Below are 13,761 nucleotides of genomic sequence, written 5' to 3'. Positions count from 1 at the left end.
GGTCTCAGCTCTCCGCCAGGAATTCGCGGGTTTCCGCCACCGCGTCGCGCAGCCCGAGGCGGCGCACCACCACCCCGGGCGGCAGGCCGGCCAACAGGCGGGAGGGGCAGGATTTGTCCAGCAGGACGAAAACGCCCTTGTCGTCGCCGCGCCGGATCAGCCGCCCAAAGGCCTGGCGCAGCCGGTGGCGGGCGATGGCGTCGTCATAGGATTTCGGCTGGCCTTCCGAGAGATGGGTGCGGCGTTCCCGGTGCAGGATGGAAGGCCGCGGCCAGGGCACCCGGTCGAAGACCAGCAGGCGCAGGGAACGGCCGGGCACGTCCACGCCATCCCGCATCGCATCGGTGCCGAGCAGGCAGGCATGTTCCTCGGCGCGGAAGACATCGACCAGGGTCGCATTGTCCATCGCATCGACATGCTGGGCGTAAAGTGGAATGCCACGCTCGGCGAGCGGCTGGGCGATGCGGGACTGCACATCCCGCAGCCGGCGCACCGCCGTGAACAGGCCAAGTGCGCCGCCGCCCGATGCCGTGAACAACGCGCGATAGGCGGCCGCGACCTGGGCGGGGTCGCCCTTGCTGACATCCTCCACCACCAAGGCGCGGGTCCGGGTGGCGTAGTCGAAGGGGGATGCGACGGCGGCGCGGATGGCGGGGGTTGGCAGGTGGGCGGCGCCGGTGCGGGCCTCCGCGGCGCGCCAGGCGGATTCGCGATCCTCCTCGCCCTCTGTGGCGCCGGCATGGTCGCGGAGCGTGGCGGAGGTGATGAGCACGCCATGCGCCGGGGCGGCGACGGCCATCGCGAAGGGCTGTGTGGGGTCCAGGTGGTGGCGGTGCATGCCGCAATCGACCTCGCGGCCCTCGCGACGATCCAGCGCGAACCAGTCGACGTATTCGGGGCGGGTGCCGGGCGGCTTCGGCGGGCTGGCGAGGGTGCCGAGCATGGCGCACCAGGCGGTCAGCGGCATCAAAGCGCGGCGTTCCAGGCCGCGGCAGGCGGCCTCGATGCGGATGCGGTCGCCGACTTCCAGCTCCTCCGCCTCGTCCTCCAGCCGTGCGGCCAGGCGGTCATGCAAGGCCTGGAGGGGGTTTTTCAGGCGGGTCAGGCTCTCGGCCAAAGCGGCGCCGGCCTCGGCCACCGGCTCAGGCAGCGGATGCAGGTCGCATTCCACGCCGTAGCCGGCTTCCTCATCGCGGGCACGGGCCAGCACCTGGCGGCGGACGGATTGCAGGAAGGCTTCAGCCGTGCCGCGCGGTTCGTCGAGATCGGCCAGGCGGTTCGGCCAGCCGGGGGCGGGCAGGGCGCGGGCGGCCTGGAGGGCTTCCTCCAGCGGCAGCAGCAGCTCCGGGCGGTCGCCGATCAGATCCTCCAGCCGGCGGGACAGGCCGCGGGCGCGGGAGCGGCCGCCCTCGGCGCCCAGCAGCCAGCGGCGGAGCTCCGCGGCTTCGCCACCCGTCAGGTCGGCGGAGAAGGCGGCGTCGGCCGCGTCGAACAGGTGGTGGCCCTCATCGAAGATCAGGCGCTGCGGCTTGCCATCCTCGCCGCCGCCCAGAGCCGCCTGCACCATCACCAGCGCATGGTTGGCGATCACCAGCGTGGCGCCGCGGGCGCGGCGGATGGAGTGTTCGACAAAGCATTGCTTGTAGTGGCCGCAGGCGGAGTGGATGCACTCGCCGCGCCGGTCGGCCAGCGGCCAGATGTGATGCGGGCCGAACAGCTCCGCCAACCAGCCGGGAAAGTCGCCGCCTTGCAGATCGCCATCGCGCGTCGCCAGCGCCCAGCGGGAGACCAGGGATAGCGGCAGCAGGATGCCGGCCATGGAGGCGGCGGCGACCGTCTCCTCCATGTTCAGTAGGCACAGGTAGTTCTCCCGCCCCTTGCGGACGACGATGCGGCGGCGGCGCTCGGCAGGCTCGGGGTAGAGGCGGGCGGCTTCCTGGTCGATCTGGCGTTGCAGGTTGCGGGTGAAGGTGGAGATCCAGACCGGCGCGCCGTTGCGTTCCGCCCAGAGGCTGGCGGGCGCCACATAGCCGAGCGTCTTGCCGGTGCCGGTGCCGGCTTCCGCTAGCACCAGGTTCGGCGCGCCGCGCACCTCCCGCGCCTGGAAGGCGCCGGCGGCGGCGGAGGCGTAGTCGGCCTGCTGCGGGCGCTGCTCGGCGTCGTCGCCCAGGATCTCGGCCAGGCGGCGACGGGCATCGGTGGGGGTGACGGGGTGGTGCGCGGGGGGCGGGGGCGGGGCCACCTCCTCCCATTCCGGCAGGCGGCGCCAGACCTTCAGCGGATCGAGCGAGGGGCGGGCCTGCTGGCCCAGCGCGGCCAGCACCGAATCGGCCCAGGGCCAGCCGGTATCGGCGCCCAGCTTGGCGGCGAGTGCGGCGGCATCGCGATTCAGCGATGCGTTGCGGCCGGCGGCGAGGTGGCGGAGCATCGCGGTGGCGAGTTCCGGCAGCAGCGCGGCGAGGCCTTCCTCATCCTCCGGTGGGTCGCGGTCCAGCGCCAGCGCCAGGCCGCGCGGTGTCGGCGCGGCGGGGCGGGCGGGCAGGCAGAACGCAAAAAGCTCCAGCAAATCGCAGGCGGGAAAGCTGCCGAGGCCGAGGCGGCGTGCGGTGGCGGGCGCGTGCACCACCATGGGCGGCGGCATGTCGCGCAGGCGGCGGCCGATCTCGATGGCGGGGCCGGAGAACAGCTCGCCATCGGGGGTGAGGAGAGTGCCGCGCCCGAAACCGGCGATCAGCGCCGGGCTGTCCGGCAGCAGCAGGCGCGGCTGCCGGAGCTCGGCTGTGGGGCGAGGCGTGGTCATGCCGCCAATGTGGCGGCAGGACCCGACAGAACAAAGAGCGAAACCATCATATTCGTGCCGAAGGGCACGCGTTTTCGTTCAGGCTGGCACCCGCAGCGCCGGCAGACGCTCCGCGATCTGCACCGCGTTCAACGCCGCGCCCTTCAGCAACTGGTCGCCGCACAGGAAGAAATCGAGGCCGCAATCCCCGAACACCGGGTTGGCGCGGATGCGGCCGGCCTCGACATCGTCCTGGCCCGTCGCAGTCAGCGGCATCGGGTAGAGCAGCGCGGCCGGGTCATCCAGCACCTTCACGCCGGCGGCCTGGCGCAGCACGGCGCGGGCGGCCTCGGCGGTGACGGGGCGCTCGGTCTCGATCGTCACGCTCTCGCCATGCACGCGCATGGTCGGGATGCGGACGGCGGTGCAGGAGATCAGAAGATCGGGCAGGCCCATGATCTTCCGGGATTCCCAGGCCACCTTCATCTCCTCCCGCGTGTAGGCATTGGGCTGGAAGCTGTCGATATGCGGAATGACGTTGAAGGGCAGGGGGTGGGCGAAGACCTCGTTCTGGGCCTTGGCGCCGTCCACCAGCACGCGCCGCATCTCCCGCTCCAGCTCCACCATGCCCTCCGCCCCCGCGCCGGAGGCGGCCTGGTAGGTGGAGACGATGACGCGCTTGATGCCGAAGGCGGCGTGCAGCGGGGCGAGGGCCACCACCAGGATGGCGGTGGTGCAGTTCGGGTTGGCGATCAGCTTGGCATCGCCGATGGCCGCCGCATTCACCTCCGGCACCACCAGCGGCACGTCATCCTCCAGCCGGAAGGCGGAGGAATTATCCACCACGGTGACGCCGGCGGCGACCAGGCCGGGGGCGTGCTTCTTGGCGAAGTCGCCGGAGACGGCGAGCAGGGCGAGGTCCAGGTCGCGCGCGGCCTCCTGGCTGAATTCCTCGATCACCGTATCGCCGAAGGGCGTGGGTATAATCGTGCCGGCACTGCGACCCGAGGCGAAGAGGCGGAGTTTCGTCACCGGGAAGCGACGCCGCCCGAGGACCTCCACCAGCTCCCGCCCCACCGCTCCGGTGGCGCCGATCACACCCACACGCATCACACTCTGCTCCTGTTCCCAAAGGGGCAGATCGCATAGCGCAAAGCGCGCCGGTGGCCAATCACGCGATTGGCGTGACCTGCTGCGTGTCCAGGTCATAGTAGGCGCCGACCACCTTCAGCCGACCGGCCGCCGCGGCGGCAGAGAGCACGGGGCTTTCGGTCAGCAGGCGGGTGACGTTCAGCGTGACATTGGCGCGCACCGTGCCCTCCACCGCATCGCCGCCTGCGCGCAGCGCGGCCAGGGCGGCGGGCAGCATGGGCAGCAGCATGTCGCGCAGATGCGCGGGCAAGGCCAGGGGTTGCTGCGCCAGGGCCACCGCCGCGCCGGCGGCGCCGCAATGTTCGTGGCCGAGCACCATGATCAGCGGCACGCTGAGATTGGCCACGGCATACTCCAGGCTGCCGATGGCCCCGGTATCCGCCAAGTTGCCGGCGTTGCGGGCCACGAAGATGTCACCGAGCCCAGCCTGGAACAGCACCTCCGGCGCCGCGCGGCTGTCGGCGCAGCCGAGCACGGCGGCGAAGGGGGCCTGGCCGGTGGCAAGGATGGCGCGGCGTTCAACATTGCCGGGGCCGGGCTGCGCCGTCTTTGCGAGGAAGCGCTGGTTGCCCTGCATCAGCCGCTCCAGCGCCTGGTCCGGGCTGAGGGTGGTGGGGGGCAGGCCGCTGGCGGCACGGGCGGGCCGCGCCAGGGAGACACCGGCTGCGCCACCGGCCGCCAGCCCGGCAAGGGCCGCGACGAAGCCGCGGCGGCCCCCCGCGGGCGCTGCGCGGTGCGGAAAGGCGGCGGTGCAGCAGGGGCAGGGCGGCATGGCGCGGTTCCTTGGCGGCCGGACGCGGCGCGTCCGGATATTGAATAAAGGGGCTGCAAGCTGGACCCTGTTCAACCTAAGTGCAAATTGATGCCGGCAGATGAACGCCGTTCGGGTTGCGGACGGCCTCGCCTGCACTGCCCGCGCCACCTATAAGGCGGGCACCGAGACCTGCATGAGGTGCCGATCCGCCATGTCCGCCGAATACGCCGCCGCCAAGGCCTGGCCCTTCGAGGAAGCGCGCAAGGTCGAGGCGCGGGTGAAAGCCGCGGGCAAGGGCCAGGCGCTGTTCGAGACCGGCTACGGCCCCTCCGGCCTGCCGCATATCGGCACCTTCGGGGAAGTGGCCCGCACCACCTGGGTGCGCCGCGCCTTTGAGAAGCTGACCGGGCTGGACACCAAGCTCATCGCCTTCAGCGACGACATGGATGGGCTGCGGAAGGCGCCGGACAATGTGCCAAACCGGGAGATGCTGTTGCAGCACCTCGGCCGGCCGGTCACCGCCATCCCGGACCCCTTCGGCACGCATGAGAGCTTCGGGCACCACAACAACGCCCGGCTGCGCGCCTTCCTCGACCGTTTTGGATTCGAGTACGAATTCGCCTCATCCTCCGACTATTATCGCTCCGGGCGATTCGATGCGGCGCTGCTGCGGATGGCGGAACGGCATGAGGAGGTGCGGGCGGTGATCCTGCCGACCCTCGGCCCGGAACGCCGCGCCACCTATTCGCCCTTCCTGCCGCTGCACCCGAAGACCGGCGTGGTGATGCAGGTTCCGATGGAGGAAGTGCGACCCGACCAGGACCTGCTGGTCTGGGTCGATCCGGAAACCGGCGAACGCCACGGCACGCGCATCACCGGCGGCCATTGCAAGGCGCAGTGGAAGGCGGATTGGGCGCTGCGCTGGTACGCGCTGGGCGTGGATTACGAGATGTCGGGCAAGGATCTGATCGACAGCGTCAAGCTCTCCGGCGCCATCTGCAAGGTGCTGGGCGGCCAGCCGCCGATCGGCTTCACCTATGAGCTGTTCCTGGACGAGGCCGGCGGCAAGATCAGCAAATCGAAGGGCAATGGGCTGACCATCGATGAATGGCTGCACTACGCCCCGCCCGAAAGCCTGGCGCAGTTCATGTACAACCAGCCCGGCCGCGCCAAGCGGCTCCATTTCGACGTGATCCCGCGCGCCGTCGATGAATACGTCCAGAACCTGGATCGGCTGCGCACCGCGCCGGGGCCGGACAACCCCGCCTGGCACATCCTTGGCGGGCCGACCAATGACCCGGGCACGCCGGTGTCCTTTACCATGCTGATGAACCTGGCCAGCGTCATCAACGCCGATGCGCCGGAAATGCTGTGGGGCTTCCTGCGTCGCTACGCCCCGGATGCGAGCGGGGAGACCCACCCGCTGCTGGCCCGCCTGGTGGAACACGCCGTGTCCTACTACCGGGACCGCGTGGCGCCCAACAAGCAGCACCGCGCCGCGACCGAGGCCGAGCGCCCGGCCTTCGAGGCGCTGGCCGCCGCATTGCGCGCCGGGCAGCCGGAATTGGACCTGCTGCCGCCCGATGAACAGGCCCGCGCGATCCAGGATCTGGTCTATGATGCCGGGCGACGGGAGCCCTTCATCGAGATGACCAAGGATGGCCGCCCGGGCGTGTCCCGCGCCTGGTTCAACGCCCTGTACCAGGTGCTGCTCGGCCAGCCGGAGGGGCCGCGCTTTGGTGGCTTCGTCGCGCTGTATGGCATTGCCGGCACGATCGGGCTGATCGAGACGGCGCTGGCACGGCCCGCCGCCCCCCCTGCCACCAGCGGCGACGCGGCCGCGTGAAGAAGCTCGGCGGGCTGCTTCGCCGCCACGGTGTGGCGGCCTTCGGCGTGCTGCTGCTGATTGCCGCCATCTGGGTGGTGCAGAAGGAGTTCCGTAGCCTGTCGGTGGCGGATATCCGCGCCTCGCTGGCCGCGATCTCCCCCGTCACGCTGTGGATCGCCGCCGGATGGACCGTACTGGCCTATGCGATCCTGACCATCTACGACCGGTTGGGCAGCGTCTATGCCGGCTATCCGGTGAGCTATGCGCGCACCTCGCTGGCCTCCTTCTGCGCCTACACGCTGGCGCACAACCTGGGCTTCGCCGCGGTTTCCGGCGCGGCGGTGCGCTACCGCTTCTACGCCGCCTGGGGGCTGCCGCCGCTGGCGATTGCCAAGGTGGTGGCCTTCACCAGCCTGACCTTCGGCCTCGGCGGCTTTGCCCTTGGCGGGCTGGTGCTGCTGGTGGAGCCGGAGGTGGTGCCGGGCCTGGGTGACCACGTGCCGCATTGGGCCATGCGGATCGTGGGCTTGGCGATGTGGGCCGCGGTGATCGCCTATGTGACGCTGTCGCGCATTCGCAGCCATGTGACGATCTTCAAGCACAAGATCGACCTGCCCGGCTTCCGCATGGCGGTGGCGCAGACCGCGCTGGCCAGCGTCGATGTCGCGGTCACGGCGATGATCTTCTACAGCCTGCTGCCGCCGGCGGAGGGGCTGACCTTCCTGCGATTCCTCGGCATCTATGTGGCGGCCTATACCGCGGGCATCGCCGCCAGCCTGCCGGGCGGCATCGGCGTGTTCGACGGCGCCATCTTGATCGGGCTCGCGCCCTGGCTGCCGCCGGCGCAGGTGGTCGGCGCGCTGCTGCTGTTCCGGCTGTATTACTACATCGTGCCGCTGTTCCTGGCCGGCATCCTGTTCGCGGGCTTCGAGATCGCGCAGCGCCGCCACGCGCTGAAGCGCTTCGCCGTGGAACAGGGCGTAACTGACTCGCTGGAGGTGCCGGCGATTGCGGGCCTGGTCGGCCTCGGCGGCGCGCTGCTGATCTTCGTCGGCGCGCTGCCGGCGCGGGATACGGCGGTGGCGGCCTGGGCGGGGTATGAGGCGGCGGTGGCCTCGCATTTCGCGGCCTCGCTGATTGGGTCGCTGCTGCTGGTGATGGCCTACGGGCTGCTGCGGCGGCTGACACTGGCCTGGGGCACCGGCATTTTCCTGCTGCTGACCGGCGCGCTGATCTGCTGGCTGCGAGAGGATGGCTGGTGGCTATGGGGCGCCTTCCTGCTGGTGGCGGGATTGCTGGCAGCGCTGCGCAGCGCCTTTTACCGCACCGCGCGGCTGATGAAGGAACCGCTGGCCGGTGCCACGCTGCTGCCGCTGGTGGTGGTGGGGCTGTGTGCGCTGATGCTGGCGCTGGTCAGTTATGGCGGCAAGGTGGCGGGGGATAGCTGGTGGGGCGTGGTCGCATCCCCGCTGTCGCCGGACAGCCTGCGCTTTTCCGTGGGCCTGGCGGCCGTGCTGCTGCTGGTGGCCGCGGTGCGCCTGCTGCGGCCGGCCCGGATCAAGCCGGAACCCTGGGGGCCGGAGGTGCGGGCGCGGCTGAAGGCGCTGGGGGCGGAGGCACCGGAGATCGCCGATGGCGCGGTGTTCGGCGAGTCGGGCCGCGCCGGCTTTGCCTTCGTGCGGCGCGACGGCATCCTGATGGCGCTGGGCGATCCGGCGGGGGAGGAGCGGGACCGCATTTCCGCCATCTGGCGCTTCCGCGACATGTGCGAGCGTGCCGGTCTGGCTGCGGCCTTCTGGCGCGTGGGGCCGGGGCTGCTGCGTGTGTATGGCGATATCGGGCTGACCGCCTTCCCGATCGGCGCCCCGAAGCCGGGCGACGGCCCGCGCTATTTGGCCTGCCGGGCGGAGACGGATCTGGAGACGCTGGCGCCGCTGCTGCCTTCGCGCTGAACGCTACTGTGTTCCCCTATTGGGTCGCCCAAATGATGCGGTGCATCCAGGCCAGCTCCGCCAGGTCGAAGCTGTAGTTCGGATGTGCCGGGTTCAGGCTGGCGAGCTCCACCCGGCGGGCGGATTGGCGCAGCAGCTCCTTCGCCATCACCTCTCCTTGTCGGGTGCGGACCACCACGCGGTCGCCGCGGCGGACCGGCGCACCGGGGGAGACGATGACCACGTCGCCATCGCGGAACACCGGCTCCATGCTCTCGCCGCTGATCTCCAGCGCATAGGCGTTGGGGTCGGGCACGTCGGGCACCGAGATCTCGTCCCAGCCGCCGCCCACCGGGTAGCCGCCATCATCGAAGAAGCCGTCACCACCCGCCTGCGCCAGGCCGATCAGCGGGATCCGCCGGGCAATGGCGGCGCGGCCACCGCGGGACAGGGCCGGGGCGCCGGTGACGAGCGAGGCGAAGGCCTCGAACCCCGTGCCGGTGGCGCTGAGCACCTTGGCCACGCTCTCGGTGGAGGGCCAGCGCGCCCGGCCATCCACCCCGGTGCGCTTGGAGGGGTTGAAGGCGGTGGCATCCAGCCCGGCCCGGCGCGCAAGGCCGGAGGCGGAGAGGCCGTGTTCGGCGGCCAGGGCGTCGATCGCCCGCCAGATATCCTCATGCCGCATGACCAGGGCAATCCTCGACTCGGAAGATGGCGCGCAGGGCGCCGCATCCTGGGTTGGACATCCTAGGTTTCGAGTCGCGATGCAATAGGAACGATATCCTTGCAACCCGGGGTAGAACTTGTTAAGCCGTCGTTGTTCCTGTTTTGTTCAGGAATCGACATGCAGAGGACCCCCCGTTCCATGTCCATCGCCCCCTGCCGCGCCCCTGTCCTGGCCAGCCTGGACCGCGCGCAACCCTTCGCTTCCGCCGAGGATGCCTGGTTCTGGACCATGGCCGCGCTGACCGCCCGGCGCGACGGCGCGCGCCTCGGCGCCGGCCGTGGCCTGGTGGTGCGGCCCTGTGAGCCGGATGATGTGGTGAAGTGCCTGGACCGGCTGTACCGCCAGCGCCGCATCGATCTCGCCCATGCCCGCATCATGCGTATCTGGGGGGAGAGGCATGAATCCCCAAGCCCGCGCATCCCGCAGGAGGCGGGCGATCTGCGGCTATGGCGGGAGGCGATGGAAAGGCTGGATTTCCCATTGCGCGCCAAAGGCATCGTCAGCGGCCCGCCGCGCGGGTTGCAGGAAGCGGAAGTGGTGCCCTTCCGGGGTCGCGCGGCATGACCGGGGCCGTGGAATCGCTCTCCACCCGCCGCCTGGCGCATCGCCGGGCGGCCGAGGATGCCGGCCAGGCCATCTGGATCGCCTTCGGTGGCGTGGCCGATCAGCCCTGGCTGCACCTGCTGCGCCCTGGCTTCCGGCACTGCTTCGCCGCGATCGGCGATGAGTCCGGCTGGACGGTGCTGGAGCCGCTTTCGGGCCGGCTGCTGGTGGCGCGCCTGCCGGTGGAGGGCAGCTTCGACCTGCCGGGCTTCTACCGCCGTGCCGGTCTGCGCGTGCTCGGTCCCTTCACGCCCGGGGAGCCGCGGCCGCAGCGCCTGCCGAGCCTCGCGCCCTTCACCTGCGTGGCGCTCTGCCGTGCCCTGCTGGGCCAAGGTGCGCCGGTGGCGTGGACGCCGTTCCAACTGTTCCGGGCGCTTGGTGGGCTGCAAGAGGAAAATATTCAGGAATAATAGGAATAAATATTGACAGGCCGCATCGCCCGGTCTATCAACCCCCTGCCACGGGACGAATTGCGTCCCACGGCACCCTCCTCTCCCGGTCCCCCAAACTCAGACCCGTCCGGCCTCGCCGGGCGGGTCTTTTTTTGCCCGGGCCGCGGGAGCCAACCCGATCCGAAGGAAGCGCGCATGGGTGGCCTGTTCCAGGCGCCGAAGCCGGTCGTGACCGCGACGGACACCAACAACGCGGTCGAGGCCGCGACCGAGAAAGCCGCCGTCACCGAGGCCTCGGCCGAGGATGCCGCGCGCCAGGCCCGCCAGCGGGCGCTGGACCGCGCCCGCCGCGGCCTGGCCGGCACCATCGCCACCTCCGCCCGCGGCGTGCTGGCACCGGCGCCGGGCAATGCGGTGCGCAAAAGCCTGCTGGGCGAGTGAGGGACATGATGACACCCGAACAGATCCTCGCCCGCCACGCCCGCGCCGCCGCCCGGCGCCGGCCGCTGGAGGGGCGGTGGCAGGATTGCTACGACCACGCTTTGCCGGCCGCCAATGCCGCGCCGCTGTTCGATGCGACGGCGGCGGATGCGGCGGAACAGCTTGCGGCGTCCCTGCTGGCCGAACTGGCGCCGCCCTGGTCGCGCTGGTTCGGCCTGGCGCCGACGCGGAAGGTGGCGGAAGGCCCGGCGGCGCAGGCTGTGGCGCGGGTGCTGGAGGATGCGGCGGAGACGCTGCAAGGGCATCTCGACCGTTCCAACTTCGCGTTGGAACTGCATCAGGCTTTTCTCGAACTGGTGGTCACCGGCACCGCCGTGCTGCTGGTGGAGGAAGCGCCACCTGGCGAGACCTCCGCACTTCGCTTCACCGCGGTGCCGCTGCGGGAGACGGTGCTGGAGGAAGGTCCCTCCGGCCGGCTGGACACGGTGTTTCGCGCGGCGCGGCTGACGCCGGCCGAAATCCGGGCGCGCTGGCCGGCGGCGCAGGTCGCGCTGCCGCGGCAGGATGTCCACGCCGAGCCGCCGCTGCTGCGCGTGGTGGAAGCGGTGTGGCCGGATGCGCGTGCCGGCCACCGCTTCGCCGTGGTGCTGGATGGCGGGGAGGGGGCGCCGGAATTGCTGGCGGAGGGGCGCTTTGCGGAAAACCCCTTCATCGCCTTTCGCTGGCTGAAGGTGCCTGGCGAAACCTATGGCCGCGGCCCCGTCGCCAAGGCGCTGCCGGATATCCGCACCGCCAACAAGGTGGTGGAGCTGATCCTGAAGAACGCCTCCATCGCCGCCACGGGCATCTGGCAGGCGGAGGATGACGGCGTGCTGAACCCGGCCACGGTGCGGCTGGTGCCGGGCGCCATCATCCCGAAGGCGCAGGGCTCCGCTGGCCTGACGCCGCTGGCGGCGCCGGGCAATTTCGATGTCTCGCAGTTGATTCTGCAGGACCTGCGAACGCGTATTCGTGGCGCGCTGCTGGCCGACCGGATCGCTGCTTCCGACAAGGCCGGCATGACGGCGACGGAGGTGACGGAACGCAGCGCCATCTCCATCCGCCTGCTCGGCGCGATCTATGGCCGGTTGCAGGCGGAGCTGCTGTCGCCGCTGGTGGCGCGCTGCCTTGCCGTGCTGCGGCGGCGTGGCGAGGTGCCGGCGCTGCTGGCCGATGGGCAGGAGGCGCGGCTGGTCTACAGCTCGCCACTCGCCCGTGTGCAGGCGCGTGCCGATGCCTCCGACACGCTGCTGTTCCTGCAAGCCGCCGCGGGGTTGGGCAAGGACGCGGCGGCGGTGCTGGACGCGCCGGCTGCCGCCCGCTGGCTGGCCCGCACCCTCGGCGCGCCGCCGGAGATCATCCGGCCCGTAACCCCTCAGAACCAGGAGTGAGCATCGGCATGTCCGAAAACCTTCTCGACGCCGCGACCCAAATCGCCAGCACGGGGACCGCCAGCACCAGCGCCCGCCCTGCCGAGATCCCCGAGAAATTCTGGGACGAGGCGAAGGGCGCGCTGCGCGTGGATGCGCTGCTGAAATCCTACATCGAGCTGGAGCGCCGCCTGTCCCAGCGCTTCGCCCCGCCGGCGGATGACGCGCCGGAGGAGGACCGGATGCGCTGGCGCCGCGCACTCGGCATTCCGGACAGCGCGGATGAATACCAGGTGACGCCGCCGAATGAGCTGCTGACGCCGGATTCCGCGGTGAACCAGCGCCTGCATGAGGCCGGCTTCAACCCGCGCCAGGTGCAGCTTGTGTATGACCTGGCCGCCGAACGCCTGCTGCCGCTGATCGCCGAAGCCGCCGCCGAATTCGAGGCCGGGCGGCAGGTGGAGAAGCTGCGCGCGCATTTCGGTGGCGAGGATCGCTTCCGCCGCATCGCCGGCCAGCTTTCCGCCTGGGGCCGCGCGAACCTGCCGGAGGCGGTGTTCACCGCGCTGTCCTCCACTGCCGATGGCGTGGTCGCGCTGCACCGGATGATGGAGGGCAAGGAGCCGTCCCTGTCCCGCGACGCGCAGGCCGAGGCCGGGCCGGATGAGGCCGAGCTGCGCAAGATGATGCGCGACCCGCGCTACTGGCGCACGCGGGAGCCGGATTTCGTCAAGCGCGTGACGGAAGGCTTTCGCCGCCTCGTCGGCGAGTAGCGCCCCCCTTTCCCGCAGGCAACCCGCCTTTGGCGGGCTGCGGGCTTCAGCTGCGCCACCGGCCCATCCGGGGAACCGGCGCGCGCGGCCGCTTCGCAAAACCCCTTTTCCTGACAGGGAAATCGCATGTCCGCTTCCACCCAGATCGACGCCGTCTTCACCCGCCAGTTCCAGGCGGAGGTGCATGAGGCCTATCAGCGCCAGGGCAGCAAGCTGCGCTCCACCGTGCGGTCCAAGACCGGCGTGACCGGCACCAGCACCTTCTTCCCGAAGGTCGGCAAGGGCATTGCCGCGGCGAAGACGCGCCATGGCTCCGTACCCGTGATGAACCTGGAACACGCGCAGGTCGAATGCGTGCTGCAGGACTACTACGCCGGCGACTGGATCGACCGGCTGGATGAGCTGAAGACCAATGTGGATGAGCGCAACGTCGTGGCGAATGCTGGCGCCTACGCGCTGGGCCGCAAGACGGATGAGCTGATCATCGCCGCGCTCGATGCCTCGACCCGCGAGGCGATCGGCACCGCCGCCGGCACGACCGATGCCGATGGGCTGACCAAGGCGAAGGTGCTGCTCGCCTTCGAGATGATGGGCGCGGCGGAAGTGCCGGATGATGGCGGACGCTACGCCGTGGTCGGCTGGAAGCAGTGGTCGCAGCTTCTGGAGATCGATGAGTTCTCCTCCTCCGAATACATCGGCGAGGATGCGCTGCCGTGGAAGGGCAGCCAGGCGAAGCGCTGGCTCGGCGCGATGTGGATGCCGCATTCCGGCCTGACGCTCTCGGGCGGGCTGCGGCATTGCTACTTCTACCACCGCACCGCGATCGGCCATGCCTCGGCGTCGGAGGTCGAGACCGACATCACCTGGCATGGCGATCGCGCCGCGCATTTCGTCTCCAACATGATGAGCCAGGGCGCAGCGCTGGTGGACGACTTCGGTGTCGTGCGGATGCGCGCGGCCGAATAGTTCGAC

General features: G+C 70.6%; 12 protein-coding genes. 8 read left to right on the top strand and 4 right to left on the bottom strand.

Going from position 1 to position 13,761, the window contains the following annotated elements; translation table 11 throughout:
- Positions 1-4 precede the first annotated feature (4 nt).
- The 3 genes from ACFHNC_RS14790 to ACFHNC_RS14780 form a co-directional block, all read right to left on the bottom strand.
- A complete protein-coding gene (locus ACFHNC_RS14790) occupies positions 5-2,800 on the bottom strand; it encodes an ATP-dependent DNA helicase (RefSeq protein ID WP_437169994.1) in 2,796 nt (931 codons plus the stop codon).
- 78 nt (positions 2,801-2,878) lie between these two features.
- Positions 2,879-3,889 carry an aspartate-semialdehyde dehydrogenase gene (locus ACFHNC_RS14785; RefSeq protein WP_437169993.1) on the bottom strand — a complete coding sequence of 337 codons (1,011 nt, stop codon included), beginning with the start codon at positions 3,887-3,889 and terminating at the stop codon, positions 2,879-2,881.
- A 61-nt stretch (positions 3,890-3,950) separates the two neighbouring features.
- Positions 3,951-4,703 (bottom strand): carbonic anhydrase, encoded by a 753-nt coding sequence (locus ACFHNC_RS14780; RefSeq protein WP_437169992.1) that lies wholly within the window; start codon positions 4,701-4,703, stop codon positions 3,951-3,953.
- 193 nt (positions 4,704-4,896) lie between these two features.
- Between ACFHNC_RS14780 and ACFHNC_RS14775 the strand changes: the two genes are divergently transcribed.
- Positions 4,897-6,531 carry a lysine--tRNA ligase gene (locus ACFHNC_RS14775; RefSeq protein WP_437169991.1) on the top strand — a complete coding sequence of 545 codons (1,635 nt, stop codon included), beginning with the start codon at positions 4,897-4,899 and terminating at the stop codon, positions 6,529-6,531.
- Complete coding sequence (locus ACFHNC_RS14770; RefSeq protein ID WP_437169990.1) at positions 6,528-8,465, top strand: lysylphosphatidylglycerol synthase domain-containing protein; 1,938 nt, start codon at positions 6,528-6,530, stop codon at positions 8,463-8,465. Before ACFHNC_RS14775 ends, ACFHNC_RS14770 begins: the two co-directional genes overlap by 4 nt.
- 16 nt (positions 8,466-8,481) lie before the next feature.
- Here ACFHNC_RS14770 and ACFHNC_RS14765 read toward each other — a convergent pair whose 3' ends face one another.
- Positions 8,482-9,129: a S24 family peptidase gene (locus ACFHNC_RS14765; protein WP_437169989.1), complete on the bottom strand. Its 648-nt coding sequence runs from the start codon at positions 9,127-9,129 to the stop codon at positions 8,482-8,484.
- A gap of 180 nt (positions 9,130-9,309) precedes the next feature.
- Here ACFHNC_RS14765 and ACFHNC_RS14760 point away from each other — a divergent pair, with 180 nt between their 5' ends.
- From ACFHNC_RS14760 to ACFHNC_RS14735, 6 genes are all read left to right on the top strand, one after another.
- Positions 9,310-9,735, top strand: coding sequence for a hypothetical protein (locus ACFHNC_RS14760; RefSeq protein WP_437169988.1), 426 nt, complete (start codon positions 9,310-9,312; stop codon positions 9,733-9,735).
- A complete protein-coding gene (locus ACFHNC_RS14755) occupies positions 9,732-10,184 on the top strand; it encodes a hypothetical protein (protein WP_437169987.1) in 453 nt (150 codons plus the stop codon). Before ACFHNC_RS14760 ends, ACFHNC_RS14755 begins: the two co-directional genes overlap by 4 nt.
- A gap of 177 nt (positions 10,185-10,361) precedes the next feature.
- The gene (locus ACFHNC_RS14750) at positions 10,362-10,607 is read left to right on the top strand and encodes a hypothetical protein (protein WP_437169986.1); all 246 of its coding nucleotides are present in this window, start codon (positions 10,362-10,364) and stop codon (positions 10,605-10,607) included.
- Positions 10,608-10,612: 5 nt separating this feature from the next.
- Positions 10,613-12,037 (top strand): portal protein, encoded by a 1,425-nt coding sequence (locus ACFHNC_RS14745; RefSeq protein WP_437169985.1) that lies wholly within the window; start codon positions 10,613-10,615, stop codon positions 12,035-12,037.
- Positions 12,038-12,045: 8 nt separating this feature from the next.
- Complete coding sequence (locus ACFHNC_RS14740) at positions 12,046-12,789, top strand: capsid assembly protein (RefSeq protein WP_437169984.1); 744 nt, start codon at positions 12,046-12,048, stop codon at positions 12,787-12,789.
- 126 nt (positions 12,790-12,915) lie between these two features.
- Positions 12,916-13,755 carry a phage capsid protein gene (locus tag ACFHNC_RS14735; protein WP_437169983.1) on the top strand — a complete coding sequence of 280 codons (840 nt, stop codon included), beginning with the start codon at positions 12,916-12,918 and terminating at the stop codon, positions 13,753-13,755.
- Positions 13,756-13,761: the final 6 nt, after the last annotated feature.

The sequence above is a fragment of the Falsiroseomonas sp. E2-1-a4 genome, assembly GCF_051433165.1.
GTDB lineage: Bacteria > Pseudomonadota > Alphaproteobacteria > Acetobacterales > Acetobacteraceae > Falsiroseomonas.
Note: the sequence above shows the minus strand (reverse complement) of the source record. Positions and strands in the feature narration are given on the sequence as shown.